Source organism: Streptomyces sp. NPDC093984, assembly GCF_044764595.1.
GTDB lineage: Bacteria > Actinomycetota > Actinomycetes > Streptomycetales > Streptomycetaceae > Streptomyces > Streptomyces cynarae.
Genome location: NZ_JBIWIM010000009.1, coordinates 124,912 through 149,305, shown reverse-complemented (window position 1 = coordinate 149,305; position 24,394 = coordinate 124,912). Strand labels below are relative to the sequence as shown.

The following is a 24,394-nucleotide window of genomic DNA, read 5'->3' as shown; positions in this document are numbered from 1 at the left end:
TTCAGAACACCAGGGCCGCCGCGCACACCGCGAGCGCGGCCGTGCACAGGGTCGCGGCCGCGGCGTGGCGGGGCGTGAGCCGCGGGGGGTGGCCGGGCTCGGCGGTCGCCAGGGCGTGGATGCGGCGCCCGGCCAGGGCGAGGAAGCCGAGCCAGAGCAGGCAGCACAGCGCGACGGCGACGAAGCCGCCCGTCGTCCTGCCGTGCAGCGCCGTCTTCGCGGCCAGGACGGCGGCCACGGTGCAGGAGAGGGTGGTACGGCGCCACGCGAGCCGGGTGCGCTCCGGCTGCAGCCCCGGGTCGCGCTGACCGGCCGGGGCGCTCATCCGGCCCAGCCGACGAGGACGACCACGACCATGGCGAGGGCCACCACGGCGATGGCGAGGCTGAGCATCGCCGGGAAGCGGGAGGCGGGAAGGTCCTCGCCGCGCCGCATCGCCCGCTCGCAGCGCACCCAGTGGTTGACGGCCCGCAGCGAGCACAGCACCCCGGAGCCGAGCAGCGCGAGGGCGAGCCCCACGCGCCAGGCCCAGCGCAGGCCGGGCAGGAACTGGTCCACGGCGAAGCCGCCGCCGATCAGCGCGAGCGCGGTGCGCAACCAGGCCAGGAAGGTGCGCTCGTTGGCCAGCGAGAAGCGGTAGTCGGGTGTACGGCCTTCCTCGCGGACCGCCTGGGGCGCGAACCACAGCCGGACGTTCCGTACGAATTCGATCACGGCAGGACCCTACCGGGGGCGCCGTGCCGCGCCGCGCTCAGTCGGTGCACCGGCGGTACTCCTTGAGCCGCCGGTACGCGGCGAGCCCGTCCGGGACCCACTCCCACTGCGACAGCCGCCGTTCCACCTCGTCCTCGGGCAGGAAGGCGTGCCAGGCGACCTCCTCCGCCTGGGGGTTCACCGGCAGGTCGCAGCGGACCTCGTAGACCGAGGACCACCAGGTCCGTCCGGCGCCGTCGTCGTACAGGAACTTGAACAGCGGCTCGGGCCGGGGGAGCCCGCTGACGCCGAGCTCCTCCTCCGCCTCGCGCAGGGCGGCGTCGTCGTAGGTCTCTCCCGCGCCGACGACGCCGCCGACGAACATGTCGTAGAGGGAGGGGAACACGAGTTTGGTAGGGGTGCGGCGGTGCACGAAGACCCGCCCGTCGCCATCGCGCGCCAGCACGAACACGCACCGGTGCCGCAGCCCCCGCGCGTAGGCCTCGCCGCGCGGCGACCGCCCGACGACCCGGTCGTCCTCGTCCACGATGTCAAGTAGCTCATCAGCGGCACTCATACGGCCATCCAACCAGGCGCTGCCGGCCGCCGGCCGCCGAGGACGGCGCTCTTCTCCCCGCCGCAAGGGGCCACGGCCTCACCCCGGCTGCAGGTCCTTCTCGCGTTCGACCTCGCCCAACCCCCGCGGCATCGCCGGGTGCAGCCCGAGCAGCACGATGCCCAGCACGATCGCCGCGAGACCGGCCGCCTCCCAGGCGAGCGCTCCCGTGTCGGTGCGCAGGCGGTCGCCGAGGAAGCCCACCCCGCAGGCGATCCCGGCCAGCGGCTGGGCCGCGGTCAGCGCCGGCAGGGACATCCGCAGCGGCGCCGTCTCGAACGCGCTCTGCACCAGCACCAGTCCGGTCACCCCGAGCACCAGCACCACGTACGGCTGCCAGCCCGTGATGAACTCCGTCCACCCGCCCGTCGTCAGACGCTGCCCGCTGACCCGGGTGAGCGCGTCCTGCACGCCGTACAGCAGACCGGCCGCCAGCGCCAGCAGCGACGGTCCGATGATCATCCGGGACTTCTTCGCATACGCCGTCAGCGCCAGCGCTGCGCCGACCATCGCCCCGATGATCATCCAGTGCCGTACCGGATCGGTGACCGCGTCACCCGCTCTGGGCCGGCCCGCCACGATGAACGCCGTGACACCGCCGGCCAGCAGCACCAGACCGGCCCAGCCCTGACGGCCCAGCGGCTGCTTGGTCTGTAGGCGGGAAAGGGCGAGCGCGAACAGCAGGTTCGTGGCGACCAGCGGCTCGACCAGTGAGATCTCGCCCTGGGACAGCGCGACCGCGCTGAGGATCATGCCCGCCACCATCAGGCCGATACCGCCGAGCCAGCGCGGCACCCTCATCAGATCCAGCAGCAGGCGGGGGGAGAGGAAGTCGCTGAGCGGTGCCTGCTGGGCTGCGTTCTGCTGCAGGACGAACCCGGTGCCCAGACAGAAGGCCGCGCTCACGGCGAGAGCCAGAACCAGTACCGACACGCTGCGTACCTCAATGATTCAGCGGGGTCACGGGATGCGTATCACGCTGACTGTAGCGCTCCCGGCTGTGACCTGCCCGTGCTTGACAACTTCCCGGCACGCTCCCGCCCGTACGACACGCCGGGTGTCCCGCACCCCCGCCCGGCACCGGGAAGACGCCAACAACGCTGCCGGGGGCTGCTTTTGCCCCAGGTGAGCACCCCATGCCGCACGGCGGCGCACGCGTCCGCGCGGCGGACGACGTGAGTTTGCCGACAGCGGCGAGTACCCGGAAACAGGCGGTTGACGCCGTCACTCTTCTGCCGAAGGATCTGACCCGTCGGTAACAAGGAAACGGACTGGTCGTCACCGCGAGAGGACGGGCGCATGGCCTACGACGCTGATGTCATCGTGATCGGGGCAGGCCTCGCCGGGCTCACCGCGACCGCCGAACTGGTGGACGCCGGCCGGAAGGTCATCCTGCTCGACCAGGAACCCGAGCAGTCGATGGGCGGCCAGGCGTTCTGGTCCTTCGGCGGCCTCTTCTTCGTGGACTCCCCGGAACAGCGCCGCCTCAGGATCCGCGACAGCCACGCGCTCGCCCTCCAGGACTGGATGGGCACGGCCGCATTCGACCGCCCCGAGGACCACTGGCCGCGCAAGTGGGCCGAGGCGTACGTCGACTTCGCGGCGGGCGAGAAGCGGGCCTGGCTGCACGGGCAGGGCGTGCGCTTCTTCCCGGTGGTCGGCTGGGCCGAACGCGGCGGCTACGACGCCACCGGGCACGGCAACTCCGTCCCCCGCTTCCACATCACCTGGGGGACCGGTCCCGGGGTGATCGCCCCGTTCGTGCGGCGGGTGCGGGCCGGCGTCGCGCGCGGCCTCGTCGAACTGAAGTTCCGTCACCGTGTCACCGGCCTCGCGCGCAGCGCGGGCACCGTCGACACCGTCACCGGCGAGATCCTGGAGCCCTCCAACGCGCCGCGGGGCAAGGCCAGCAGCCGCACGGTCACCGGCGCCTTCGAGCTGCGGGCCCAGGCGGTGATCGTCACCTCGGGCGGCATCGGCGGCAACCACGACCTGGTCCGCGCCAACTGGCCCAAGCGCCTCGGTAACCCGCCGGAGCGCATGGTCTCCGGCGTGCCCGCGCACGTCGACGGCAGGATGCTCGGCATCGCCGAGGAGGCGGGCGCCCGCCTGATCAACCGCGACCGCATGTGGCACTACACCGAGGGCCTGCACAACTGGAACCCCATCTGGGACAACCACGGCATCCGCGTCCTGCCCGGCCCGTCCTCCCTCTGGCTGGACGCCCGCGGCCGGCGGCTGCCCGTCCCGCTCTTCCCCGGCTTCGACACCCTCGGCACGCTCGAGCACATCATGAAGACCGGGTACGACCACACGTGGTTCGTGCTCGACCAGAAGATCATCGGCAAGGAGTTCGCGCTCTCCGGCTCGGAGCAGAACCCCGACCTCACCGGCAGGTCGGTCCGGGACGTGATCGTGCGGGCCCGCGCCGACGTGCCCAGGCCGGTGAAGGCGTTCATGGACCGCGGGGTGGACTTCGTCGTCGAGAAGGACCTCGGCGCGCTGGTGCGCGGCATGAACGCGCTCACCAAGGAGCCGCTCATCGACGAGGCCGAGCTGCGCCGCGAGATCGTCGCGCGCGACCGGGAGATCCTCAACCCCTTCACCAAGGACCTCCAGGTGACCGCGATACGCGGGGCCCGCCGCTTCCTCGGCGACCGGCTGATCCGTACGGCGGCACCGCACCGCATCCTCGACCCCAAGGCGGGCCCGCTGATCGCGGTGCGCCTCAACATCCTCACCCGCAAGACGCTCGGCGGCCTGGAGACCGACCTGTCCTCCCGGGTGCTGACCGAGGGCGGCGACCCGCTGCCGGGCGTGTACGCGGCCGGGGAGGCGGCGGGCTTCGGCGGCGGCGGGGTGCACGGCTACCGCTCCCTGGAGGGCACGTTCCTCGGCGGCTGTCTGTTCTCGGGACGCACCGCCGGACGGGCGGCGGCCAAGGCGGTCGGCTGAGCCGAGCGGTGGGCCGAGCGCACGCGGGGCCGGAGCAGCGTCCCCCGGCCACCGCCCCGCCCCGCGCGCTCGCTCAAGTTGCGTGTTCAACACGCTTGCCTCTGAGCGCAGTTGACACGTGTAGGTCCACCAGTCCGCCCTTGACGCACCCCGTCGGCGGACGGTTTGCTGTGCGTGACCGCACTCTGACGAGCCGCGTTCGGTAAGGAATCACCGCGGTGCCACCCCCACCCCCACCGGCGTTCGGCCGTGCCCGCAAGCGCGCGGGCCGGCTCTTCGACGCCGCGCTCGACGACACCGAACTCATCGCTGCCCGGGCCTCGCTCGCCCGCGGACGATGGGCGACCGTGCGTGCCCTGCTCGCCGCGACCCGGGACGACTGGGACCGCCGCGGCCACCGCGTCACCGTCCTCGCCCAGGAGCCCACGGCGCTCGCCTGGGCGCGCGACTGGCAGCTCGCCGAACCGGAGTCGCCCTGCGCCGCCGTCCTCGTCGCCCACGCCGTCGTCCACCGCGCGCTGAACGGCAAGGAGAGCACGGACGCGGCCCGCGAGGCCTGCCGGGCCGCCGCCGCGCTCGCCCCCGAGGACCCCACGCCCTGGCTCGGCCTGCTGATCCTGGAGCGGTCGCTCGGCACCGAGGAGGACGTGGTCCGCCTCTTCGACGAGGTGCGCGCCCGCTACCCGGACCACCACCACGCCCACCACCTGGTGGTCGCCCGGCTCGCCGAGCGCCGCGCCGACGCCGGCCAGGACCCGCTGCACGAGGTCTACGACTTCGCCAACTGGGCCGCCGAACAGGCCCCCGCCGACTCGCCGCTCGCCATCCTCCCGGTCGTCGCGCACGCCGAGCGCTACCGCGTGCTGGCCGCCACGGGCAGCGAGCCGCCCGACCCCCTGGCCTCCGGGCACTGGGTGGGGCGGCGCGCCCGCCAGGTGATGAAGGCGGCGTTCGACTGGTGGCTGGAGTGGGAGCGCGACGACCACCCGCGCCGCCATGTCGACCTCAACTTCCTGGCCCACGCCAAGTACTGCGAGGGCCGGGGCGCCGAGGCCGCCGCACTGTTCCACCGCATCGGGTCGTACGCGACCCCGGCGCCGTGGTCGTACCCCGACCGCGACCCGTACACGGCGTTCCGCACGGCGCGCGACACGGCGTTGGGTACGGCGTGACGACACCGACGGTCCCGAAAGCCCTGAAATCCCGACAGCACTGACAGCCCCGACAGTCCCGACAGTCCCGTTCAAGGCATCCGAAAGGACAACCGCGCGATGACGACCGGCAGTTCGAGCACGAGCAGACCGGCCGCCGCCGACGGCGGCACCATCCCCACCTTCAAGGGGCAGGAACGCGCCCTGCGCGCCGACCGGCTCGGCACGACGGGCCTGCTGCTGTCCGTGCTGGCGGCGACCGCCCCTCTCATGGTCGTCGCAGGTGTCATGCCCACCACATTCGGAGTGATGGGCGTCGTCGGCCAGCCGCTGCTGTTCGTCGTCCTCGGCGTGGTGCTCGCCCTGTTCTCCTTCGGATACGCGGAGATGAGCCGCCACGTCCACAACGCGGGCGCGTTCTACGCGTACATCTCCCGAGGGCTCGGCGGCACCGCGGGCGCGGCCGCGGCGGCCGTGGCCCTCGTCGCCTACAGCGCGCTGCAGTTCGCGATCTACGGCATCTTCGGCTTCGAGGTCTCCGGACTGTTCGCCACCTATCTGGACGTCCAGGTGGCCTGGTGGATCCCGGCACTGGCCGCCGTCCTCGTCGTCGGCACGCTCGGCCGGCTGAAGATCGACGTCAACGCGCGCGTGCTCGGCGTGCTGCTGCTGGTCGAGGTCGCGCTCGTCGTGATCTTCGACGTCGCGGCCGTGGCCGACCCCGCCAAGGAGGGCCTGTCGCTGCACGCCTTCAACCCGGACACGCTCACCGGGGCGGGTGTCGGCACCGCGCTCTGCTTCTGCGTCGCCGCCTTCCTCGGCTTCGAACAGGCGCCCGTCTACGCGGAGGAGACCAGCCGCCCGGACGTCCTGGTGCCCCGGGTGATGTTCCTCGCGGTCGGTTTCGTGGCCGTCTTCTTCGCGCTCAGCTGCTGGGCGCTGACCGTGGCCGCCGGCCCCTCGCAGATCGTGCCGGCCGCGCAGAAGCAGAGCGCCGGCCTGCTGTTCTGGCTGACAAGGGGGCTGCTCGGCCACACCTTCACGGACGTGCTGCACGTGCTGTTCGTCACCGGCATGTTCGCGGCGATGCTCAGCTTCCACAACGTGGTCGCCCGGTACGCGTTCGCCATGGGCCGCGAGGGACTGCTGCCGGCCGCCTTCGGACGCACCACCGGCACCAGCGGCGCGCCCGGCACCGGCTCGCTGCTGCAGAGCGCGGTGTCCGCGGTGGTCGTGATCGCGTTCGCGGTGGCCGACGACAAGCCGAACGGCGACCCGACCGCGCCGGTGCTGCACCTGTTCACCTGGTTCGGCAGCGTCGGAGCGCTCGGCGTCACCGTGCTGATGGTGGCCGCCTCCGCCTCCGTGATCGTCTTCTTCGCCCGCCGTGGCTCCGCCCGCGCCCAGGCCTGGCGGCTGGCCACCTCCGCGGTGGCAGGACTCGCCCTGCTGGTGATCGCCGCCTACACGGTCAAGGACTTCGACGTCCTGGTCGGCACGGGCCCGGACTCGGAACTCGGATGGCTGCTCCCCGCGATCATCGGCGTCGCCCTGCTGCTCGGCCTGGCCCAGGGCCTGCTGCTGCGCTCCCGCAAGCCCCGGGCGCACGCCCGCATCGGCCTGGGCAACGAGGCGTTCCAGCTGGAGAAGGCGGCGGAGTCGACGGCCTGAGCGGCGCACATCGCTGATCCACCTCGCTGATCCGGCTTCCTGAGAACCCGGTGAGAAGTGATGACGGAATTCTGACGGGCACCCGGTTCCCCTGGCATCGAGGGGGTGCCGGGTGCTCGAATCGTTGTGTGAACCCTGAACGACCGCAAGAGCCGGACGCACCGGAGCCCCCGGCGACCGGTACTCCGATCGGCCGCCGGGTGCTGCTGGGCACCCTGGGGCTCGGCGCGCTCGGCGTGATCGCGGCGCCCACCCTCCAGCGCGGCCTGGAGTCCTTCCTCGGCGGCGTCGCCGGCAAGGACCCGACGGGCCTGACCGGACTGCTGCCCAACGGCGGCGGCTTCCGCTACTACTCGGTGACCGCGTCCGTCCCGCACCTCGGCGAGAGCAGCTACCGGCTCACGGTGAACGGCCTGGTCGACCACCCGAAGACGTACACCCTGGCCGACCTGCGCGCCCTGCCCCAGACCCGGCTCGTGCACGACGTCCAGTGCGTCACGGGCTGGCGCGTGCCGAAGACGCCGTTCGAAGGCGTACGGCTGTCCGCGCTGCTGGACGCCGCGGGCGTGCGGTCCTCCGCCGGCGCCGTCCGCTTCACCTGCTTCGACGGGGCGTACACCGAGAGCCTCACCCTCGACCAGGCACGCCGCGACGACGTCCTGGTCGCCCTGAAGATGCAGGACAAGCCGGTGACCCACGACCACGGCGGCCCGGTCCGGCTCTACGTCGCCCCCATGTACTTCTACAAGTCCGCGAAATGGCTCTCCGGCATCACGGTCACCCGGGACGTGCGCCCCGGGTACTGGGAGGAGCGCGGATACGACGTCGACGCCTGGGTCGGCCGGTCGAACGGACGCGACGATGCCCCCACGAGTTGACGCCGCCCAGCCCCCCGTCTCCGCCCCGGCCCGGGTACGCCGCTTCACCCGCGCCGAGCACTGGGTCCACCGCACGACCGCCGCCCTGATGGGCGTGTGCGTGGTGACGGCGGCCTGCCTCTACGTCCCCGCGTTCGCGGAACTGGTGGGGCGCCGCGAACTGGTGGTCAGGGTCCACGAGGTGGCGGGCGTGCTGCTGCCGGTCCCGGTCCTGCTCGGCCTCGCCTCCCGGGCGTTCCGCGCGGATCTCGGCCACCTCAACCGCTGGGGGCCGCACGACCGGGTCTGGCTGCGTGCGGCCCTGCGGCGCGACCGCCGCCGCGAGTCCCGCCCGGCGGGCAAGTTCAACGCGGGGCAGAAGACGTACGCGGCCTGGATCGCGGGTGCCACGCTGGTGATGCTCGGCACCGGACTGCTGATGTGGTTCACGCACCTCACGCCGCTGATGTGGCGCACCTCGGCGACGTTCGTCCACGACTGGCTCGCCCTGACGATGGGCGTGGTCCTGGCCGGCCACATCGGCATGGCCCTCGGCGACCCGGAGTCCCGCCGGGGTCTGCGGACCGGTCTGGTCAGCCGCGATTGGGCGGAGCGGGAACACCCGCTGTGGCGGCCGTAGCCGCCACGGCCGTCACCAGCCGGGCCAGCCCCTCGTGACCATGACCGGCGGCGACGGCCCGGTCGGCGGCCCGCTTGGCCGCCGCCAGCGCCCCCGTGTCCAGGCCGTGTGCCGAGGCGGCCTCGACGAGCCGGGCGAGCGTCGCCGCCGCCGAGGCGACGGTGGAGCGCTCCCCCGGGAAGCGGCCGGTCCGAAGCTGTTCGGCCCACCGCGGGATCATCTCGGACAGCAGCCCGCTGATCCCGACGGCGAACGGCGCCAGGTCCCCGGGTGCGACACCTTCGGCGGAGGCCAGGGCGAAGGCGTGCGCGGCCCCGTGCACGGAGGTGGCGAACAGATCGAGCAGCGCGACCTCGTACGCCGCCGCGCGCCCCGGATCGGCGTCGAGATACGTTCCCGTGCCGCCCAGGGCCGCCACCGTCCCGCGGATCGCCTCGTAGGCCTCCCGCGGACCGCTGTAGAGGACCGCGGCCGCCGGGGTGCCGATCGCCGGGGTCGGAGTGAGGATCACACCGTCCAGGTAGCGGATGCCGTGCCCGGCTGCCCAACCGGCCAGGGCCCGGGCCTGCTCGGGCTCCCCGCTGCCGAGGTTGACCAGCGTGCGGCCCGCCCAGCCCGTCGCCGGCAGCACGGCCCGTACGGCGTCGTAGTCCATGAGGCAGACGACGATCACCTCCCCGGCCCGTACGGCGTCCTCCGCCGTGGACGCGACGGACGCGCCCCGCTCGGGAAGGTCCCCGTCCCGGCCGGGGGTGCGGTTCCACACGGTCAGCGGATGGCCGGCGCTCAGGAAGGCGGACGCGAGGGCCCGCCCCATGGGGCCCAGACCGAGGACGGAAACAGATGTGTGCGTGCTCGAGTTCGTCATGCCGCGACGCTAGACATTGACATTGACGTGAGAGTCAAGTCCCTGCTGCACTCGGCGACATGAGGATCGGCGAACTCTCCCGCCGCACCGGTGCGAGCCCCCGCGCCCTGCGCTACTACGAGGAGCAGGGGCTGCTGTCCCCGCTGCGCCGCCCGAGCGGATACCGCGACTACGCGGAGCGGGACGTGACGACCGTGCGGCGCATCCAGGTCCTGCTGTCGGCGGGACTCGGCACGTCCGTCATCGCCGAGATCGTGCCCTGCGTCGAGGACGAGAACGTCGTCCTGGCCGGCAGGTGCCCGGAACTCCTCGAAGGACTGGCGAGGGAACGGGCCCGGATCACGGCGGCGATCGACGACCTGACCGCCGCCCGTGACATCCTCGACTCGCTGGTGGGCCGTCCCCTTTAGGGGGCCTTGCTGCGCAAGGACCCCTTAGGCGGGCTGCCCGAAGTCCAGCAGCACCTTGCACGACCGGCTCCGGTCCGCCGCCAGGGCGAACGCCGACTCCGCCTCCCGCACGGGGACCACCTCGCTGATCAGCGCGTCGAACGCGGGGTCGGAGGCGAGCAGGCCGAGCGCGTCGTCGAACTCCGTGTCGAAGCGGAACGCGCCGCGCAGGTCGATCTCCCGGCTCACCAGCAGATTGCCCGGGAAGGGGCTCTGACCCGGGGGCAGCATGCCGAGCTGGACCACGACACCACCCCGGCGGACCAGCCGCAGACAGGTGTCCAATCCGGCGGCGACCCCCGACGCCTCCACCGCCACGTCCACCTCGGCGGGCCATCCCGCATCGTCCGGGTCGTCCGCCCGTACGAGGGTGTCGGCGCCCGCCGCCCCGGCGAAGTCCAGCGCCCGGGGCAGCAGGTCCGTGACCGTGACCCGCGCCGCGCCCGCCGCCTTCACGGCCGCCACCACCAGGCAGCCGATCGGGCCCGCACCGGTCACCAGGACGTGCCGGCCGGCCACCTCACCGGCCCGCCGCACGGCATGCAGCGCCACCGACAACGGCTCGGCGAGTGCCGCCCGGCGCAGCTCGAGACCGGCCGGGAGCGGCCTCAGCTGCTCGGCCGGGACGACCATCCGCGCCGCGAAGCCGCCCTGCACATGCGGGAAACGGGCCGCGCTGCCCAGGTAGCGGGTGTCCCGGCACACGTTCCGCCGCCCGCCCGCGCACTCCGGGCACACCCCGCACGGAGTGGCCGGATGCACGGCGACCGCCGTACCGGCGGCAGGACCTGACGCACCGTCACCGTAGTCGATCACCGTCCCGACCACCTCGTGGCCCAGCACCATCGGCTCCCTGAGCCGGAAGTCCCCGACACCGCCGTGCCGCCAGTAGTGCAGATCCGAGCCGCACACCCCGCCGTAGCGGACGGCGACCAGCGCCTGCCCGGGCCCCGGCTCCGGGACCGGCAGCTCGTCGACCCGCAGGTCGCCCCGGCCGTGGATGACGCAACCCAGCATCGCCGGACCCTCCTTCACAGCACACTCGTCATTCCGCCGTCGACGTACAGCACCTGTCCGCTGACGAAGTCCGCCGCGGGGGAGGCGAGGAAGAGCACCCCGCCCACCAGGTCCTCCGTACGTCCCCAGCGCCCGGCCGGAGTGCGCCTGCGCACCCAGGCGCTGAACTCCTCGTCCTGCACGAGCGGCCGGGTCAGCTCCGTCTCGATGTAGCCCGGGCCGAGCCCGTTGATCTGCACGCCGTACGGACCCCAGTCCGCGCACATGCCCTTGGTGAGCATCTTCAGCGCGCCCTTGGTCGCCGCGTACGGCGCGATCCCGGGGCGGACCACCTCGCTCTGCAGCGAGCAGATGTTGATGATCTTCCCGTGGCCGCGCTCGGTCATGTGCCGGGCCGCCTCACGGCCGACCAGGAACGCGCTGGTGAGATTGGTGTCCAGGATCCGGTGCCAGTCGGTGTCGGTGAACTGGAGCAGGGGCGCGCGCAGTTGCATGCCGGCGTTGTTGACCAGGATGTCGAGCGGGCCCACCCGCTCCTCGACCTCCGCGATCCCGGCGGCGACCGAGGCGCCGTCGGTCACGTCGAACACGGCCGTGTGCACGTCGCCCGGCAGTTCCGCCGCCGCCTTCGTGAGCCGGTCGGCGTCGCGCCCGTTGAGGACCACCGTGCAGCCGGCCTGAGCCAGCCCGCGGGCGAGCGCGAGGCCGATGCCCCGGCTGGAGCCGGTCACCAGTGCCGTACGGCCGCCGATGTCGAAGAGGGGGTGAGCCGTCATCGCCGTACCACTCCTAGATCACGAGGGAGAGCAGGAGGACCAGTCCGCCGGCGACCACGGAGATGATGCACTCCATGACCGACCAGGTCTTCAGGTTCTGGCCGACGCTGAGCCCGAAGTACTCCTTCACCAGCCAGAACCCGGCGTCGTTGACATGGCTGAAGAAGAGCGAGCCGGCGCCGATGGCCAGCACCAGCAGGGCCGCGTGCGTGGTCGACATGTCGGCCGCGAGCGGCGCGACCAGACCGGCGGCCGAGACGGTCGCCACGGTCGCGGAACCGGTCGCGAGCCGGATCGCCACCGCGATCAGCCAGGCCAGCAGCAGCGCGGGGATCGACCAGTCCTTGGATATGTCGAGGACCATCCGGCCCACGCCGCAGTCGATCAGCGTCTGCTTGAAGCCGCCGCCCGCGCCCACGATCAGCAGGATGCCCGCGATGGGTGCGAGGCCCTTCTCGACCAGCTGGGAGATCCGCTCCTTGCTGAAGCCGGCCGGGCGGCCCAGCGTGAAGATGCCCACGATCACGGCCGCGAGCAGTGCGATCAGCGGCGAGCCGATCACGTCGAAGACGCGCTGCACCATCTTGGCCGGGTCGTCGACGACGATGTCCACCAGCGCCTTCGCCAGCATCAGCACGACCGGCAGCAGCACGGTGGCCAGCGTGGGGCCGAAGCCGGGGCGCCTGTCCAACTCCTCGGAGGCACGCGCGGGAATCATGCGGTCGGGAACCGGGACGTCCACCCAGCGGGCCGCGACCTTCGAGAACAGCGGGCCCGCGATGATCACGGTCGGGACGGCGACCAGCACGCCGAGTGCCAGCGTCACACCGAGGTTCGCCTTGACCGCGTCGATCGCGACCAGCGGACCGGGGTGCGGCGGGACCAGACCGTGCATCACGGACAGACCCGCGAGCGCCGGGATGCCGATCCGCATCAGCGAGTAGTTGCCGCGCTTGGCGACCATCAGCACGACCGGGATCAGCAGCACGATGCCGACCTCGAAGAACAGCGGCAGCCCGATCACCGAGGCGATCAGCACCATCGCCCAGGGCATCGCACGCCCCTGCGCCTTGGCGAGGATCGTGTCGACGATCTGGTCCGCGCCGCCGGAGTCGGCGAGCAGCTTGCCGAGGATCGCGCCGAGCGCGATCAGGACGCCCACACCGGCCACGGTCGAGCCGAGCCCGGTGGTGAAACTGGTGATCGCCTTGTCGAGCGGCGCCCCGGCGAACGCGCCCAGCGCGAGCGAGCCGACGGTCAGGGCCAGGAAGGCGTGGAGCTTGAACTTGGTGATGAGCAGCACGATGACGGCGATGCCCGCCACCGCCGCGATGCCCAGTTGAGCGTGGCCCGCCGACGTGATCGGTTCGACGGGGGCCGCTGCCAGCATCTCGACGCTGAGTCTGGTCACGGGTGTTCCCTAGGAGTGAGGAGAGGAACTCTCGGTTTCGGGTGAGGAAGGCCCTCGTCGGCCGTCCCCCTGGGGAGAGGGGGCGTGCCGAGGCCGCGGCCCCTGGGGGGAGGACTCGCGCCGAGGGCCGGGGGGAGTTACTGCGAGGACCGCGCGGAGGACCGGGGGGAGTTACTGCGAGGACCGCGCGGAGGACCGCTCGAGGCCGCGCAGGGCGTTCACGGCGCGGGCGGTGATGTCCTCGGGGCTGCCCGAGACGTCCACCGCGACCCCTCGCTCGTCAGGCTCCAGCGGCTGGAGCGTGGCGAACTGGGAGTCCAGCAGCGCCGTGGGCATGAAGTGCCCCTGGCGGTGCGCCATCCGTTCCTCGATGAGCCCCCGGTCGCCCGTCAGATGCACGAAGACGACGCCGGGAGCCGCGGCCCGCAGCCGGTCGCGGTACGCCCGCTTCAGAGCCGAGCTGCTGACCACCCCGCCGAGCCCCGCCCGCTCGTGCGCCCAGGCACCGATGGCGTCCAGCCAGGGCCACCGGTCCTCGTCGTCGAGCGGGATCCCGGCCGACATCTTGGCGATGTTGGCCGAGGGGTGGAAGTCGTCGCCCTCGGCGTACGGGACGCCGAGCCGGGCCGCAAGCAGGGGACCGATGGTGGTCTTGCCGGTGCCTGCGACGCCCATGACCACGACGACGTGGGGGGTACGCGGATGCTGCATCGTGCTCTCGCTGTCTTCGTCGACATCTTGTGTCGACGTCACTGAAACCGATTAGGTACGACGAATTCAAGACCCTGTGACATATAAGTCTGACTTTTTCTTCTCGTGACCTTCCTCGTACGCTGAGTGCATGAGCACACCGGGCCGGGGGCTGCACGGCCATGTACTGGACACCCTCGGCCCCGCGATCACCGCGGGCGAGTACCCGCCGGGCAGCGTCCTGCGCACCGACGAACTCGCCCAGCACTTCGAGGTGTCCCGGTCCGTGATGCGCGAGGCGGTGCGCGTCCTGGAGTCCATGCACCTGGTGGAATCGCGCCGCCGGGTGGGCGTGACGGTCCTGCCCCCGTCCGAGTGGAACGTCTACGACCCCCAGGTCATCCGGTGGCGGCTGGCCGGCGCCGACCGCCCCCGGCAGCTGCGCTCGCTGACCGTGCTGCGCTCGGCGATCGAACCGGTCGCGGCGGGCCTCGCCGCGCGCCACGCCACCGCCGAGCAGTGCGCCCGCCTCACCGAGTGCGCACTGGGCCTGGTGGCCAACTCACGCGGCCACCGACTTCAGGCCTACCTGGTCCACGACATGGCCTTCCACCGGGTGATCCTCGAGGCGTCGGGCAACGAGATGTTCGCGCGCCTCGGCGACGTGGTCGCGGAGGTCCTCTCGGGCCGCACCCACCACGACGTCATGTTCGAGGACCCCGACCCGGCCGCGGTCACCCTGCACGTCCAGGTCGCGGAGGCGGTACGGGAGGGCGACGCGGCCCGCGCCGAGCAGCTCACCCGCGAGATCACCGTGGGCGCGCTGCACGAACTGGACATCCTGGCGCCGTGACGGCGCCGGGAGCTGTCAGGAGCCGTCAGTCCCGGTCGGGGAAGTCCCCGTCGACGTACACCCACGCCCCGTCGACCCGCTCGAACCGGCTGCGCTCGTGCAGCGAGCCACCCCGGTAGGAGGCGCGGAAGGTCACGGTCCCCGTGGAGTGGAAAGCGGAACCCTCCGTCGTCCCCAGGATCTCCAGCCCCGTCCACCGCATCCGCGCATCGAGGTCGAGCCGCGCCGGGCGGGTGCGCGGATGCCAGGTGCGCAGCAGGTACTCCGCGTCCCGCCGAACGAAGGCGCTGTACCGGGACCGCATCAGCGCCTCGGCGGTCGGGGCGGCGGCGGCCCCCGCGTGGAAGCGGCCGCAGCAGTTCTCGTAGGCCTCGGGCAGCCCGCACGGGCAGGAACGCGTGGTCATGACCGTCATTCTGCCCGGCCCTGCGACACGCCCCGCGGGGACTGTGCGGCAGGCGCCCATCGGAGTCACAGTGGAAGGGGGCCGCATCCCTTTCAGTCCTCTTGCCTCGCACCCGCGTGAGGAGGGACGGACGATGACCCGAGCCGCCGACAGCCGGCCTGTGTCCGCCAAGGAGTGGACGCTGCACCTGTACCTGTCCGAACACGACCCGGCGACCACGGCCCGGGCCGTCCTGGACACCGGCGAGAACGTGCTCGAGAGCCACGCGGAGGCCCATCGCAGCCCGTACGACACGGCGGTGCCCGAGATCGGCGACGAACTCGCCGCCGGACGGGCCCTGATCGCGCTGGGCCGCCGGCTGGTCCGCGCCGCCGTCGGTGACATCACGGCGGCGGGGGCGCCCGAGGGGCCCCCGCCCGCACCGCTCTGGTCCCCCCGGGAGTGAGGAGGCTGCATCGTGGTCTTCACCGATCGTCTCGAAGCGGGACGGCAGTTGGGCGCCCGCCTCAGGCACCTCAGGGGCCGGGACCTCGTCGTCCTGGGGCTGCCCAGGGGAGGGGTGCCGGTCGCCGCCGAGGTCGCCGAAGCGCTCGGGGCGCCGCTGGACGTGTGCCTGGTCCGCAAGCTGGGCGTGCCCTTCCAGCCGGAGCTGGGGATGGGGGCGATCGGCGAGGATGGCGTGCGCGTGATCAACGACGCGGTGGTGCGGGAGGCCCGCGTCACGCCGGAGGAACTGGCACAGGTCGAGGAGCGCGAGCGCGAGGTGCTGGAACTCCGGGCCCGGCGCTACCGGGGCGGGCGCTCACCGGTCCCCGTCGAGGGGCGGACCGTGGTGGTCGTCGACGACGGGGTGGCCACCGGGTCCACCGCGCGTGCCGCCTGCCGGATCGCCCGGGCCAGGGGAGCGGCACGGATCGTGCTGGCGGTGCCCGTCGCGCCGCACGACTGGACCGAGCGGCTCGCCGACGAGGCGGACGAACTGGTCTGCCTCGACACACCGCGGGTCTTCTTCGCGGTCGGCCAGTTCTACGCCGACTTCGCCCAGGTCGACGACGCCGAAGTGGCCGCCTGCCTGCAACGGACCGCGGGGCACATGGGCACCGTGGACCGCGAGGTGGAGGTGGCCGCCGGTGCCGTACGCCTCGGCGGACGGCTGACCGTGCCCGAGGACCCGACCGGGATCGTCGTCTTCGCCCACGGCAGCGGCAGCAGCCGGCACAGCCCGCGCAACCGCTTCGTGGCCGAGGGCCTGAACCGGGCCGGGCTCGGCACGCTGCTGTTCGACCTGCTCACCGAGGAGGAGGAGCGCGACCGGGCCAACGTGTTCGACACCGAGCTGCTGGCCCGCAGGCTCGCCGACACCACCGGCTGGCTGCGCACCCGGCCGGAGACGGAGGGCCTCGCCGTCGGCTACTTCGGCGCCAGCACCGGCGCCGCCGCCGCGCTGTGGGCGGCCGCCGAACCGGGGACGCACATCGCCGCGGTCGTCTCCCGCGGTGGCAGGCCGGACCTCGCCGGACCGCGCCTGCCCGAGGTGACGGCACCCACGCTGCTCGTCGTCGGCGGCGCCGACCCGGTCGTCCTCGACCTCAATCGGCAGGCCCAGGCCCGGCTGCGCTGTGAGAACCACCTCGCGGTCGTCCCGCGCGCCACCCACCTGTTCGAGGAACCCGGCGCCCTGGAGGCGGTCACCGACCTGGCCCGCGACTGGTTCACCGACCACATGGCCCCCGCGCACGTATGACCGGGACCCAGGTGGAACCGCGACCCTTCGCGTGACGCCCGATACCGCCTTAGCGTGGGAGGGTGCACACGGGCGCGGTGACCCTGTTCCTGTGCGGGGACGTCATGCTCGGCCGGGGCGTCGACCAGATCCTCCCGCACCCCGGTGACCCGGCGCTGCGGGAGACCTACATCCACGACGCCCGGGCCTACGTCGGGCTGGCCGAGGCCGCCAACGGGCCCATTCCCCAGCCGGTCGACTACTCCTGGCCCTGGGGCGAGGCGCTGACGGTCCTGCAGGACGCCGCGCCCGACGTGCGGGTGGTCAATGTGGAGACCGCCGTCACCGGCGACGGGGAGTTCGCGCCCGGCAAGGGCGTCCACTACCGGATGAGCCCCGCCAACCTGCCGTGCCTGGCCGCCCTGCGCCCGGACGTCTGCGCCCTCGCCAACAACCACGTCCTCGACTTCGGCCGGCGCGGCCTCGAGGAGACCCTCGACTCCCTCGCGGCGGCGGGGCTGCGCACGGCCGGGGCGGGCCGGGACGCGACCGCGGCCGGGCGGCCCGCGATCGTCCCCCTCGACGGCGGCGGACGCGTGCTGGTGTTCTCCTTCGGCATGCCCTCCAGCGGGATCCCGGAGGACTGGGCCGCCACCGAGGACCGGTCCGGCGTCGCCTTCGTCGCGGGCCCGACCGTCGCCGTGGCCGCCGGGTTCGCCGCCCGGCTGCGGCAGCTCAAGCAGCCCGGAGACATCGTCGTCGCCTCGGTCCACTGGGGACCCAACTGGGGCTACGACGTCTCCCGCGCCGAGATCCGCTTCGCCCACGCGCTCGTCGACGCCGGCGTGGACATCGTCCACGGGCACTCCTCGCACCACCCGCGCCCGCTGGAGACCTACCGGGGCAGGCTCGTCCTGTACGGCTGCGGGGACCTCGTCGACGACTACGAGGGCATCGGCGGCTACGAGCGCTACCGCGACGACCTGCGCCTGCTGTACCTGGTGACGGTCGACCCGGACACCGGCCTGACGACCGGCGCCCGCATCGTCACCCTGCAGGCGCGCAGAATGCGGCTGGAGCACGCCTCGGACGAGGACATCGCCTGGCTGCGCACCGCCCTCGACGGATTCAGCCGGGAGTTCGGCACCCGCGTCGACCGCGAACCCGACGGCACGCTCACGCTTCGCGCCCTGCGCTGACCTACAGCTCTTCCTCCCCGTTCTCCGGCACGATGTGCACCGCGGCCTCCTCGGCCGTGCGGGCGCCGCTGTCGAAGCCGACGTCGTTCGCTACGGCTTCCGCGTCGATGTCCTCGTGCGCGCCCTCGTCCGGCGCGACCAGCCGCCCGGCGTCCGGGCCGCCGACCTCGTCGTCCCTCGGCTCGCCCTCACCGCCGGGCAGGTCCCCGATCCCGTCGCCCACCGTGGCCGTGTCCTCGGGCACCTCCCGGGCCAGCCGCTCGTCCAGCGACTCGCCGTCGCGCTGCTCGGCCGCGGTGGTGCCCACGTCGTTCACCGCGAGAGGCTTCTCCGGCGGCGAGTAGCCCTCCTCCATGGGCTCCACGACCCGGTCCTCCAGGCTGTCCGGGGACTCCAGCGGGCTCATGTCCTCCACGACGTCCTCGTCCTGCTGGGGCTGGTAGACCTCGTCACCCATGCTGTTCTCAGTCACTGGGGCACCCCCTCACATATCGCGTCCCACGAGTTGCGGCGACCACCCATCGGGTCTCCGGTCCGCCCCACGGCAAACGCGCCCCACCTCACCCCGACCCGTCCTTGGCCAGGAACCGGCGCAGCCGCCGCAGCGGCCAGGTGTTGATCACGTCGTCCGCCGTGAGCCAGCCGCGCTGCGCGGTACCGACGCCGTAGCGCAGGTGGGCCAGGTGGAGCACGGAGTGCGCGTCGGTGTTCACGGCGAACTTCACGCCGTGCTGCCGAGCCCGCAGGATGTCCTCGTCGCACAGGTCGAGCCGGTCCGGCTGGGCGTTGATCTCCAGCGCGGTGCCGGTGCGGGCGCAGGCCGCGAAGACCTCGTCCCAGTCGGCGTCCACCCCCGGCCGCTTGCCGATCAGGCGCGTGGTCGGATGGCCGATGATGTTGACGTGCGGATTCTCACAGGCCCGCACCAGCCGCCGCGTCATCGCCTCGCGGTCCAGGTCGAAGTGGGAGTGCAGCGAGGCCACGCACAGGTCGAAGCCGGCCAGGAACGCGCCCGGCCAGTCCACGTCCCCCTCGGCACTGATGTTGAGCTCGGTGCCGTGCAGCAGCCGCATCCCGTGGTGCGCGCCGTCCAGCGCCCGCAGCTCCTCCCGCTGGGCGAGAATCTTCTCGTCCGTCATGCGCTGCATGTACAGGTTCGGCGCGTGGTCGGTGACCGCGTAGTACGCGTAACCGCGCTCGGCCGCCGCCTCCACCATCGCCTCCAGGGAGGCCAGCCCGTCGGTGAGGTCCGTGTGCGTGTGGAGATCGCCGCGCACGTCCCGCTCCGTCACCACCTCCGGCAGCTCACCGCGCACGGCCGCCTGGATCTCCCCCCGGTCCTCCCGCAGCGTCGGCGGAATCCACGGCAGGCCCAGCCGGGCGTACACCTCCTCCTCGCTGCGGGAGGCGACCGACTCCCCGCTGCCCGTGTCGAACAGGCCGTACTCGGACAGCTTCAGACCCTGGCGTACGGCGATGGTGCGGGTACGGATGTTGTGCGCCTTGGAGCCGGTGAAGTACTGCAGCCCGGCGCCCCACGAGTCGGGCGGCAGCACCCGCAGGTCCACCTGCACGCCCTTGGTGGTGCGGATCGACGTCTTCTTCTCACCGTGCGCGATCACCTCGGCGGTCGAGGGCAGCGCCTCCAGGGTTTCCATGAAGGGGGCCGACCGCTTGGCGGCGACCAGGATGTCGATGTCGCCGATCGTCTCCCTCATCCGCCGCAGCGATCCCGCGTACGTGCAGCGCTTGCAGCCGGTGACCTGGGACAGCTCCGCGACGATCTCCTCGGCGGTGTCCAGCGCCAGATGGATCGGGATACGGCCGCCCGCCTGCTGCATCAGCCGGATCCCGTGCAGGATGTTCTCCTGCGTCTTCTCGCCGAACCCCTTCAGATCGGCCAGCGCGTCCGCCTCGATCGCGGCCGCCAGCTCGCTCACCGACGAGATGTGCAGGTCCTCGTAGAGCCGCATCGCCTTCTTCGGACCCAGCGTGGGGATCGTGATCAGCTCCCGCACCCCGGCGGGGATCTTCGCCCGGCGCTCCTCGACCACCGCGACCGTGCCGGTGCGCAGATACTCGACGACCTTCTCGGCGATCGACCTGCCCACGTTCGGGATGTCCCGCAGCCCGTCGGCGTCCAGATGGGAGATGTCGGCCGGGTGGCCGCCGATGGCGCGCGCGGCCTTCTCGTAGGCGCGCACCTTGAAGGCGTCGCCTCCCGTGATCGCGACGAGGTCCGCGTACTCCTGCAGGAGCGCCTCGACCTCTTCGTTGGCCCGGGCCACACCTCGAGTCTAGGAACCGCCCGAGAGGTGGGCCACACGCGAAAGGGTGCCGACCGGAACCGGTCGGCACCCTTTCGCGCCAAGTGTCCGAGGGGGGACTTGAACCCCCACGCCCGATAAAGGGCACTAGCACCTCAAGCTAGCGCGTCTGCCATTCCGCCACCCGGACAAGGTGTCTGTCGTGCGGGCTTCCCCCGCGGCGACGAAGGAAACATTACCAGGCTTTCGGCGGCGTTCGATCACCCCCGTTCCCGCGTGAACGGCATGTGACGGGCCGTACACCGCCTTGGGGCGCGGCGGGGATCGGGGGGAGGATGAGGAGGACCACCAGCAGGGAACCGGGAGGAAGCAGCGTGACCGACACCGGCACGGCCAGGAGCGTCACCGGCGAGGACGAGGTCGTCGACCTCTGCCGTGAGCTGATCCAGATCGACACCAGCAACTACGGCGACCACTCGGGCCCCGGCGAGCGAAGGGCCGCCGAGTACGTCGCCGAGAAGCTCGCCGAGGTGGGGCTCGAACCCAAGATCTTCGAGTCGCACCCGGGCCGTGCCTCCACGGTGGCCCGTATCGAGGGCGAGGACCCCTCACGGCCCGCGCTGCTCATCCACGGCCACACCGACGTCGTACCGGCCAACGCGGACGACTGGACGCACCACCCGTTCTCCGGCGAGATCGCCGACGGATGCGTGTGGGGGCGCGGCGCGGTCGACATGAAGGACATGGACGCCATGACCCTGGCGGTCGTCCGCGACCGGCTGCGCAGCGGGCGCAGGCCGCCGCGCGACATCGTCCTGGCCTTCCTCGCCGACGAGGAGGCGGGCGGCACCTACGGCGCCCGGTACCTGGTCGACAACCACCCGGACCTCTTCGAGGGCGTCACCGAGGCCATCAGCGAGGTGGGCGGCTTCTCGTTCACGGTGAACGAGCAGCGCCGGCTCTACCTGATCCAGACGGCCGAGAAGGGCATGCACTGGATGAAGCTCACCGTGGCCGGCACCGCGGGCCACGGGTCGATGATCCACCGGGACAACGCGATCACCGAGCTGTCCGAGGCCGTGGCACGCCTCGGCCGGCACACGTTCCCGGTACGGGTCACCAAGACGACGCGGGCCTTCCTCGACGAACTCGGCGACGCGCTCGGCACCGAGCTCGACCCGGAGAACATGGAGGGCACCCTCGCCAAGCTCGGGGGCATCGCCAAGCTCATCGGCGCGACCCTGAGCAACACCGCCAACCCCACCCAGCTGAACGCCGGTTACAAGGTGAACGTCATTCCCGGCGAGGCCACCGCGCACGTCGACGGGCGCTTCCTGCCCGGCTTCGAGGAGGAGTTCCTCGCCGACGTGGACCGCATCCTCGGGCCGAACGTGCGGCGCGAGGACGTGCACGCCGACAAGGCCGTCGAGACCGGCTTCGACGGTGCGCTGGTGGAGGCGATGCAGTCGGCGCTGCTGGCGGAGGACCCGGCCGCGAAGGCGATCCCGTACATGCTCTCCGGCGGCACGGACGCCAAGTCCTTCGACGACCTCGGCATCCGAGGCTTCGGCTTCGCGCCGCTGAAGCTGCCGCCGGAGCTGGACTTCGCGGGCATGTTCCACGGGGTCGACGAGCGGGTGCCGGTGGACGCGCTGCAGTTCGGTGTGCGGGTGCTGGACCGGTTCATCGACGCGTCCTGAGCCGGCGCCGGTCCCGTGCGCTATTCGCCAGCGTGTACGGGAACACGCCGGGACGAGTGAATGCGACCATACGCTCGTAGCTCCATTACTCCCTCCTCGTTACACGTGATGCGGTCCGAGGCTTGGATCGCTTTGCCAACAAGGAGGAATAATGATCAAGAAGGTCGTCGCTGCTGCGGCTGCCACCGGTGGTCTGGTTCTCGCGGGCGCGGGTCTGGCTGTCGCCGACTCCGGCGCCCAGGGTGCCGCCACGCACTCCCCGGGTGTCGTGTCGGGCAATGTGATCCAGGTTCCGGTGCACGTCCCGGTGAACGTCTGCGGCAACACGATCTCGGTGATCGGGCTGCTGAACCCCGCCTTCGGCAACACCTGCATCAACCACTGACGTGGTGCCTCACCCCATGAGGGGCCCGAACCCCATGAGGGTGTGAGTACGTCGGCCCCGGAGTGCGTGCCATGCGCTCCGGGGTCGACCAGTTCCTCCGCGTCCGCGCCCACCGCGCGGGACGCGTTCCGAAGGTCCACGATCAGCTCGAAGACAGGGAAATCAGCAATGCGACAGGTCACCCGCAAGGGCCTGATGACCATGGCGGCGGCGACCGGAGTCCTCGCCGTCACCGGCGGCTACGCGCACGCCGACGCCGGAGCGAACGGCTCCGCCACCAACTCGCCCGGCGTGCTGTCGGGCAACCTGGTGCAGGTGCCCGTGCACGTGCCGGTGAACGTCTGCGGCAACACCGTGAACGTCATCGGGCTGCTCAACCCGGCGGCCGGCAACACGTGCGCCAACACCGGCGGCCAGTCCGGCGGGGGCGGCGCCCACGCCGGCGGGCACACCAGTGACTCGCCCGGTGTCGGCTCCGGCAACACCGTGCAGGTGCCGGTCGACGTGCCGGTGAACGTGTGTGGCAACTCCGTCAACGTGGGCGGGATCGGCAATCCGGCGGGCGGCAACGACTGCGCCAACCCGGGCGGCGGCCACTCCACCACCCCGCCGGGCGGCGGTGGCGGCACCACGCCTCCCGGCGGCGGTGGCGGGACGACGCCTCCCGGCGGCGGTGGCGGTACCACGCCTCCCGGCGGCGGGGGCAGCACCACACCCCCCGGCGGCGGCACCACCACGCCTCCCGGCACGCCCCGTCACCCCGGCACCCCGCAGCAGCCGGGCGGCGGCACCCACGTCAACCACCCCGGCGGTCAGTCCGTCACCCAGCCCGCGGCGACCGCACAGCTCGCCCACACCGGCAGCGACCTGCCGCTCGGCCTTCTGGCGCCGGTCGGCGCGGGAGCCCTGCTCGGCGGCGCACTGCTCTACCGCAGGGCGCGGGCACACGCGTAACGGCACCGGCTCCGCCTGCCTCCCTCGTGGCGGGCTGAACGGATCGGGCCCCGTCCGTGCGGGGCCCGATCCGTTTCAGTCACCTTCGCTCACCACGTGGCGCGCACCTGGCGGATGATCCGCCGGCGCAACCGCACCCTGCGGCTCCCGTCGCGCAGCAGGCTCAGGCGGTCCAACTCCCAGTGTCCGTACTCGGCATGGTCTGTCAGCAGGCGTGTGGCGTCCTTGCGGGAGACCCCGCGCGGTACGTACACGTCGACAAATTCGTATTCCGGCATCGCATCTATTGTGCGGGCTGGGGCCCGGTACGGATAGCGTCTGCACTATGTCTGATGCTGCGCAGCCCACCGCTGCCGAGGTACGTGCCGCCGCCGAGGCGGTCAAGACCGCACTCGACCGCCACCTTGCTGCGGTCGAGCGCAGGACGGGTGACGACGACCCGGCCGTCTACGAGGCGTTCAACGAGCTGGCCGCGGCGGCCGAGGAGTACGACGAGCTGCTCTACGACCGCTACGACGAGGTCACCCCCTTCGAGATCCCCGGTGCGGAGGAGCCTCTTCCGCCGTACACGGGCCCCGAGGAACCGAGCGCGCTGAGCGTCCTGATCCGCCGGGACTACGCGGTGGCGGAGCCCCAGCGGCTGCTGGCACAGGCGGAGCGCCTGGAGGCCGCGGACGAGGAGCCCGCGCCGGCGACGTCGGCCGGCACCATCCACGGCGCGCTCGGCGCGCTCTTCGGGGAGTTCGAACCGGACGAGATCGCTTCCCGGCACAAGGAGTTCGGCCTCGAGGAGGGCGACTCCACGCTGTGGGTGGTGGCCGCCGAGGAACCGGCCGAGCCGGGGGAGTGGCTGGAGGCACCCTTCGAGCAGGTCGACCCCCAGCGGGTGATCTGCCGTTTCGACGTCAGCTCCGTCTTCGACGAGGAGGCGGACGACGAGGAGCTGCGGGACCGGGAGCTGGAGGAGGACGAACTCGAGCTGGACGACGACGAGGACCTGGAACCGTTGGATCGTTGATCGTCAGCAGGGGTTTCCCCGGCGGTGCCGTGTGGCCTGGGGCAGCACGGCACCACCGGGCCCGCCGTAGTGAGGGCCCCGCCGTAGTGAGGTGC

The 24,394-nt window shown here is 72.3% G+C and carries 27 protein-coding genes and 1 tRNA gene; 14 read left to right on the top strand and 14 right to left on the bottom strand.

The window, feature by feature from the left end; all coding sequences use genetic code 11:
• Nucleotide 1: 1 nt before the first annotated feature.
• The 4 genes from ACIRC0_RS28815 to ACIRC0_RS28800 form a co-directional block, all read right to left on the bottom strand.
• Nucleotides 2-325 carry a DUF202 domain-containing protein gene (locus ACIRC0_RS28815; protein WP_403621478.1) on the bottom strand — a complete coding sequence of 108 codons (324 nt, stop codon included), beginning with the start codon at nt 323-325 and terminating at the stop codon, nt 2-4.
• Nucleotides 322-714, bottom strand: coding sequence for a YidH family protein (locus tag ACIRC0_RS28810; protein WP_403621475.1), 393 nt, complete (start codon nt 712-714; stop codon nt 322-324). The genes ACIRC0_RS28815 and ACIRC0_RS28810 overlap by 4 nt, the downstream gene beginning before the upstream one ends.
• A gap of 37 nt (nt 715-751) precedes the next feature.
• Complete coding sequence (locus ACIRC0_RS28805) at nt 752-1,270, bottom strand: NUDIX hydrolase (RefSeq protein ID WP_403621472.1); 519 nt, start codon at nt 1,268-1,270, stop codon at nt 752-754.
• A 78-nt stretch (nt 1,271-1,348) separates the two neighbouring features.
• Nucleotides 1,349-2,242: a DMT family transporter gene (locus ACIRC0_RS28800; protein WP_403621469.1), complete on the bottom strand. Its 894-nt coding sequence runs from the start codon at nt 2,240-2,242 to the stop codon at nt 1,349-1,351.
• A 366-nt stretch (nt 2,243-2,608) separates the two neighbouring features.
• Here ACIRC0_RS28800 and ACIRC0_RS28795 point away from each other — a divergent pair, with 366 nt between their 5' ends.
• The 5 genes from ACIRC0_RS28795 to ACIRC0_RS28775 all read left to right on the top strand — a co-directional run bounded on the left by ACIRC0_RS28795 (nt 2,609) and on the right by ACIRC0_RS28775 (nt 8,583).
• Complete coding sequence (locus ACIRC0_RS28795) at nt 2,609-4,264, top strand: FAD-binding dehydrogenase (protein ID WP_403621465.1); 1,656 nt, start codon at nt 2,609-2,611, stop codon at nt 4,262-4,264.
• A 218-nt stretch (nt 4,265-4,482) separates the two neighbouring features.
• A complete protein-coding gene (locus ACIRC0_RS28790) occupies nt 4,483-5,436 on the top strand; it encodes a hypothetical protein (protein WP_403621463.1) in 954 nt (317 codons plus the stop codon).
• A gap of 99 nt (nt 5,437-5,535) precedes the next feature.
• On the top strand, nt 5,536-7,086 hold the full coding sequence (locus ACIRC0_RS28785) for an APC family permease (RefSeq protein ID WP_403621460.1): 1,551 nt from the start codon (nt 5,536-5,538) through the stop codon (nt 7,084-7,086).
• A 128-nt stretch (nt 7,087-7,214) separates the two neighbouring features.
• Nucleotides 7,215-7,964: a molybdopterin-dependent oxidoreductase gene (locus ACIRC0_RS28780; RefSeq protein ID WP_403621457.1), complete on the top strand. Its 750-nt coding sequence runs from the start codon at nt 7,215-7,217 to the stop codon at nt 7,962-7,964.
• Nucleotides 7,948-8,583 (top strand): cytochrome b/b6 domain-containing protein, encoded by a 636-nt coding sequence (locus ACIRC0_RS28775; protein WP_403621454.1) that lies wholly within the window; start codon nt 7,948-7,950, stop codon nt 8,581-8,583. The genes ACIRC0_RS28780 and ACIRC0_RS28775 overlap by 17 nt, the downstream gene beginning before the upstream one ends.
• On the opposite strand, the gene ACIRC0_RS28770 is transcribed toward ACIRC0_RS28775, so the two are convergent.
• Nucleotides 8,537-9,451, bottom strand: coding sequence for an NAD(P)-dependent oxidoreductase (locus ACIRC0_RS28770; protein WP_403621451.1), 915 nt, complete (start codon nt 9,449-9,451; stop codon nt 8,537-8,539). The genes ACIRC0_RS28775 and ACIRC0_RS28770 overlap by 47 nt on opposite strands.
• A gap of 59 nt (nt 9,452-9,510) precedes the next feature.
• Here ACIRC0_RS28770 and ACIRC0_RS28765 point away from each other — a divergent pair, with 59 nt between their 5' ends.
• Nucleotides 9,511-9,861 carry a MerR family transcriptional regulator gene (locus tag ACIRC0_RS28765; RefSeq protein WP_403621448.1) on the top strand — a complete coding sequence of 117 codons (351 nt, stop codon included), beginning with the start codon at nt 9,511-9,513 and terminating at the stop codon, nt 9,859-9,861.
• A 24-nt stretch (nt 9,862-9,885) separates the two neighbouring features.
• Here the strand turns inward: ACIRC0_RS28765 and ACIRC0_RS28760 are convergent, their stop codons facing one another.
• The 4 genes from ACIRC0_RS28760 to ACIRC0_RS28745 all read right to left on the bottom strand — a co-directional run bounded on the left by ACIRC0_RS28760 (nt 9,886) and on the right by ACIRC0_RS28745 (nt 13,815).
• Nucleotides 9,886-10,917, bottom strand: a complete 1,032-nt coding sequence (locus tag ACIRC0_RS28760) for an L-idonate 5-dehydrogenase (RefSeq protein ID WP_403621445.1) — start codon at nt 10,915-10,917, stop codon at nt 9,886-9,888.
• Between the two features lie 14 nt (nt 10,918-10,931).
• Nucleotides 10,932-11,693 (bottom strand): SDR family oxidoreductase, encoded by a 762-nt coding sequence (locus tag ACIRC0_RS28755; RefSeq protein WP_403621442.1) that lies wholly within the window; start codon nt 11,691-11,693, stop codon nt 10,932-10,934.
• A 13-nt stretch (nt 11,694-11,706) separates the two neighbouring features.
• Complete coding sequence (locus tag ACIRC0_RS28750; RefSeq protein ID WP_403621439.1) at nt 11,707-13,104, bottom strand: GntP family permease; 1,398 nt, start codon at nt 13,102-13,104, stop codon at nt 11,707-11,709.
• Nucleotides 13,105-13,275: 171 nt separating this feature from the next.
• Nucleotides 13,276-13,815 carry a gluconokinase gene (locus tag ACIRC0_RS28745; protein WP_403621436.1) on the bottom strand — a complete coding sequence of 180 codons (540 nt, stop codon included), beginning with the start codon at nt 13,813-13,815 and terminating at the stop codon, nt 13,276-13,278.
• 130 nt (nt 13,816-13,945) lie between these two features.
• On the opposite strand from ACIRC0_RS28745, the gene ACIRC0_RS28740 reads away from it, so the two are divergent.
• Entirely contained in the window at nt 13,946-14,647 is a 702-nt protein-coding gene (locus ACIRC0_RS28740) for a FadR/GntR family transcriptional regulator (protein ID WP_403621433.1), read from the top strand.
• Nucleotides 14,648-14,672: 25 nt separating this feature from the next.
• On the opposite strand, the gene ACIRC0_RS28735 is transcribed toward ACIRC0_RS28740, so the two are convergent.
• A complete protein-coding gene (locus ACIRC0_RS28735; RefSeq protein WP_403621430.1) occupies nt 14,673-15,053 on the bottom strand; it encodes a YchJ family protein in 381 nt (126 codons plus the stop codon).
• A gap of 133 nt (nt 15,054-15,186) precedes the next feature.
• Between ACIRC0_RS28735 and ACIRC0_RS28730 the strand changes: the two genes are divergently transcribed.
• From ACIRC0_RS28730 to ACIRC0_RS28720, 3 genes are all read left to right on the top strand, one after another.
• Nucleotides 15,187-15,498, top strand: coding sequence for a dsRBD fold-containing protein (locus tag ACIRC0_RS28730; RefSeq protein WP_403621427.1), 312 nt, complete (start codon nt 15,187-15,189; stop codon nt 15,496-15,498).
• Between the two features lie 12 nt (nt 15,499-15,510).
• Nucleotides 15,511-16,797 carry a phosphoribosyltransferase family protein gene (locus ACIRC0_RS28725; RefSeq protein ID WP_403621425.1) on the top strand — a complete coding sequence of 429 codons (1,287 nt, stop codon included), beginning with the start codon at nt 15,511-15,513 and terminating at the stop codon, nt 16,795-16,797.
• 62 nt (nt 16,798-16,859) lie between these two features.
• Entirely contained in the window at nt 16,860-17,975 is a 1,116-nt protein-coding gene (locus tag ACIRC0_RS28720) for a CapA family protein (protein ID WP_403621422.1), read from the top strand.
• 1 nt (nt 17,976) lies between these two features.
• Here ACIRC0_RS28720 and ACIRC0_RS28715 read toward each other — a convergent pair whose 3' ends face one another.
• The 3 genes from ACIRC0_RS28715 to ACIRC0_RS28705 all read right to left on the bottom strand — a co-directional run bounded on the left by ACIRC0_RS28715 (nt 17,977) and on the right by ACIRC0_RS28705 (nt 20,432).
• Nucleotides 17,977-18,447 carry a DUF5709 domain-containing protein gene (locus tag ACIRC0_RS28715; RefSeq protein ID WP_403621419.1) on the bottom strand — a complete coding sequence of 157 codons (471 nt, stop codon included), beginning with the start codon at nt 18,445-18,447 and terminating at the stop codon, nt 17,977-17,979.
• A gap of 88 nt (nt 18,448-18,535) precedes the next feature.
• Nucleotides 18,536-20,263 (bottom strand): DNA polymerase/3'-5' exonuclease PolX, encoded by a 1,728-nt coding sequence (polX, locus tag ACIRC0_RS28710; protein WP_403621416.1) that lies wholly within the window; start codon nt 20,261-20,263, stop codon nt 18,536-18,538.
• Between the two features lie 84 nt (nt 20,264-20,347).
• Nucleotides 20,348-20,432, bottom strand: a tRNA-Leu gene (locus ACIRC0_RS28705).
• A 184-nt stretch (nt 20,433-20,616) separates the two neighbouring features.
• Here ACIRC0_RS28705 and ACIRC0_RS28700 point away from each other — a divergent pair.
• The 3 genes from ACIRC0_RS28700 to ACIRC0_RS28690 all read left to right on the top strand — a co-directional run bounded on the left by ACIRC0_RS28700 (nt 20,617) and on the right by ACIRC0_RS28690 (nt 23,281).
• On the top strand, nt 20,617-21,942 hold the full coding sequence (locus ACIRC0_RS28700; RefSeq protein WP_403621413.1) for a M20/M25/M40 family metallo-hydrolase: 1,326 nt from the start codon (nt 20,617-20,619) through the stop codon (nt 21,940-21,942).
• Between the two features lie 151 nt (nt 21,943-22,093).
• Entirely contained in the window at nt 22,094-22,327 is a 234-nt protein-coding gene (gene chpH, locus ACIRC0_RS28695; protein ID WP_103839114.1) for a chaplin ChpH, read from the top strand.
• Between the two features lie 168 nt (nt 22,328-22,495).
• A complete protein-coding gene (locus ACIRC0_RS28690) occupies nt 22,496-23,281 on the top strand; it encodes a chaplin (RefSeq protein WP_403621410.1) in 786 nt (261 codons plus the stop codon).
• An 89-nt stretch (nt 23,282-23,370) separates the two neighbouring features.
• On the opposite strand, the gene ACIRC0_RS28685 is transcribed toward ACIRC0_RS28690, so the two are convergent.
• Entirely contained in the window at nt 23,371-23,559 is a 189-nt protein-coding gene (locus ACIRC0_RS28685; RefSeq protein WP_005485166.1) for a DUF5703 family protein, read from the bottom strand.
• Between the two features lie 47 nt (nt 23,560-23,606).
• On the opposite strand from ACIRC0_RS28685, the gene ACIRC0_RS28680 reads away from it, so the two are divergent.
• Nucleotides 23,607-24,299 (top strand): hypothetical protein, encoded by a 693-nt coding sequence (locus ACIRC0_RS28680; protein WP_403621407.1) that lies wholly within the window; start codon nt 23,607-23,609, stop codon nt 24,297-24,299.
• Nucleotides 24,300-24,394 lie beyond the last annotated feature (95 nt).

Coding starts and splice junctions, on each gene's coding strand:
- ACIRC0_RS28730 (WP_403621427.1), top strand. CDS start 15,187: ATGACCCGAGCCGCCGACAGCCGGCCTGTGTCCGCCAAGGAGTGGACG.
- ACIRC0_RS28740 (WP_403621433.1), top strand. CDS start 13,946: ATGAGCACACCGGGCCGGGGGCTGCACGGCCATGTACTGGACACCCTC.
- ACIRC0_RS28745 (WP_403621436.1), bottom strand. CDS start 13,815: ATGCAGCATCCGCGTACCCCCCACGTCGTCGTGGTCATGGGCGTCGCA.
- ACIRC0_RS28755 (WP_403621442.1), bottom strand. CDS start 11,693: ATGACGGCTCACCCCCTCTTCGACATCGGCGGCCGTACGGCACTGGTG.
- ACIRC0_RS28680 (WP_403621407.1), top strand. CDS start 23,607: ATGTCTGATGCTGCGCAGCCCACCGCTGCCGAGGTACGTGCCGCCGCC.
- ACIRC0_RS28775 (WP_403621454.1), top strand. CDS start 7,948: ATGCCCCCACGAGTTGACGCCGCCCAGCCCCCCGTCTCCGCCCCGGCC.
- ACIRC0_RS28805 (WP_403621472.1), bottom strand. CDS start 1,270: ATGAGTGCCGCTGATGAGCTACTTGACATCGTGGACGAGGACGACCGG.
- ACIRC0_RS28770 (WP_403621451.1), bottom strand. CDS start 9,451: ATGACGAACTCGAGCACGCACACATCTGTTTCCGTCCTCGGTCTGGGC.
- ACIRC0_RS28785 (WP_403621460.1), top strand. CDS start 5,536: ATGACGACCGGCAGTTCGAGCACGAGCAGACCGGCCGCCGCCGACGGC.
- ACIRC0_RS28795 (WP_403621465.1), top strand. CDS start 2,609: ATGGCCTACGACGCTGATGTCATCGTGATCGGGGCAGGCCTCGCCGGG.
- ACIRC0_RS28765 (WP_403621448.1), top strand. CDS start 9,511: ATGAGGATCGGCGAACTCTCCCGCCGCACCGGTGCGAGCCCCCGCGCC.
- chpH (WP_103839114.1), top strand. CDS start 22,094: ATGATCAAGAAGGTCGTCGCTGCTGCGGCTGCCACCGGTGGTCTGGTT.
- ACIRC0_RS28735 (WP_403621430.1), bottom strand. CDS start 15,053: ATGACCACGCGTTCCTGCCCGTGCGGGCTGCCCGAGGCCTACGAGAAC.
- ACIRC0_RS28815 (WP_403621478.1), bottom strand. CDS start 325: ATGAGCGCCCCGGCCGGTCAGCGCGACCCGGGGCTGCAGCCGGAGCGC.
- ACIRC0_RS28760 (WP_403621445.1), bottom strand. CDS start 10,917: ATGCTGGGTTGCGTCATCCACGGCCGGGGCGACCTGCGGGTCGACGAG.
- ACIRC0_RS28685 (WP_005485166.1), bottom strand. CDS start 23,559: ATGCCGGAATACGAATTTGTCGACGTGTACGTACCGCGCGGGGTCTCC.
- ACIRC0_RS28690 (WP_403621410.1), top strand. CDS start 22,496: ATGCGACAGGTCACCCGCAAGGGCCTGATGACCATGGCGGCGGCGACC.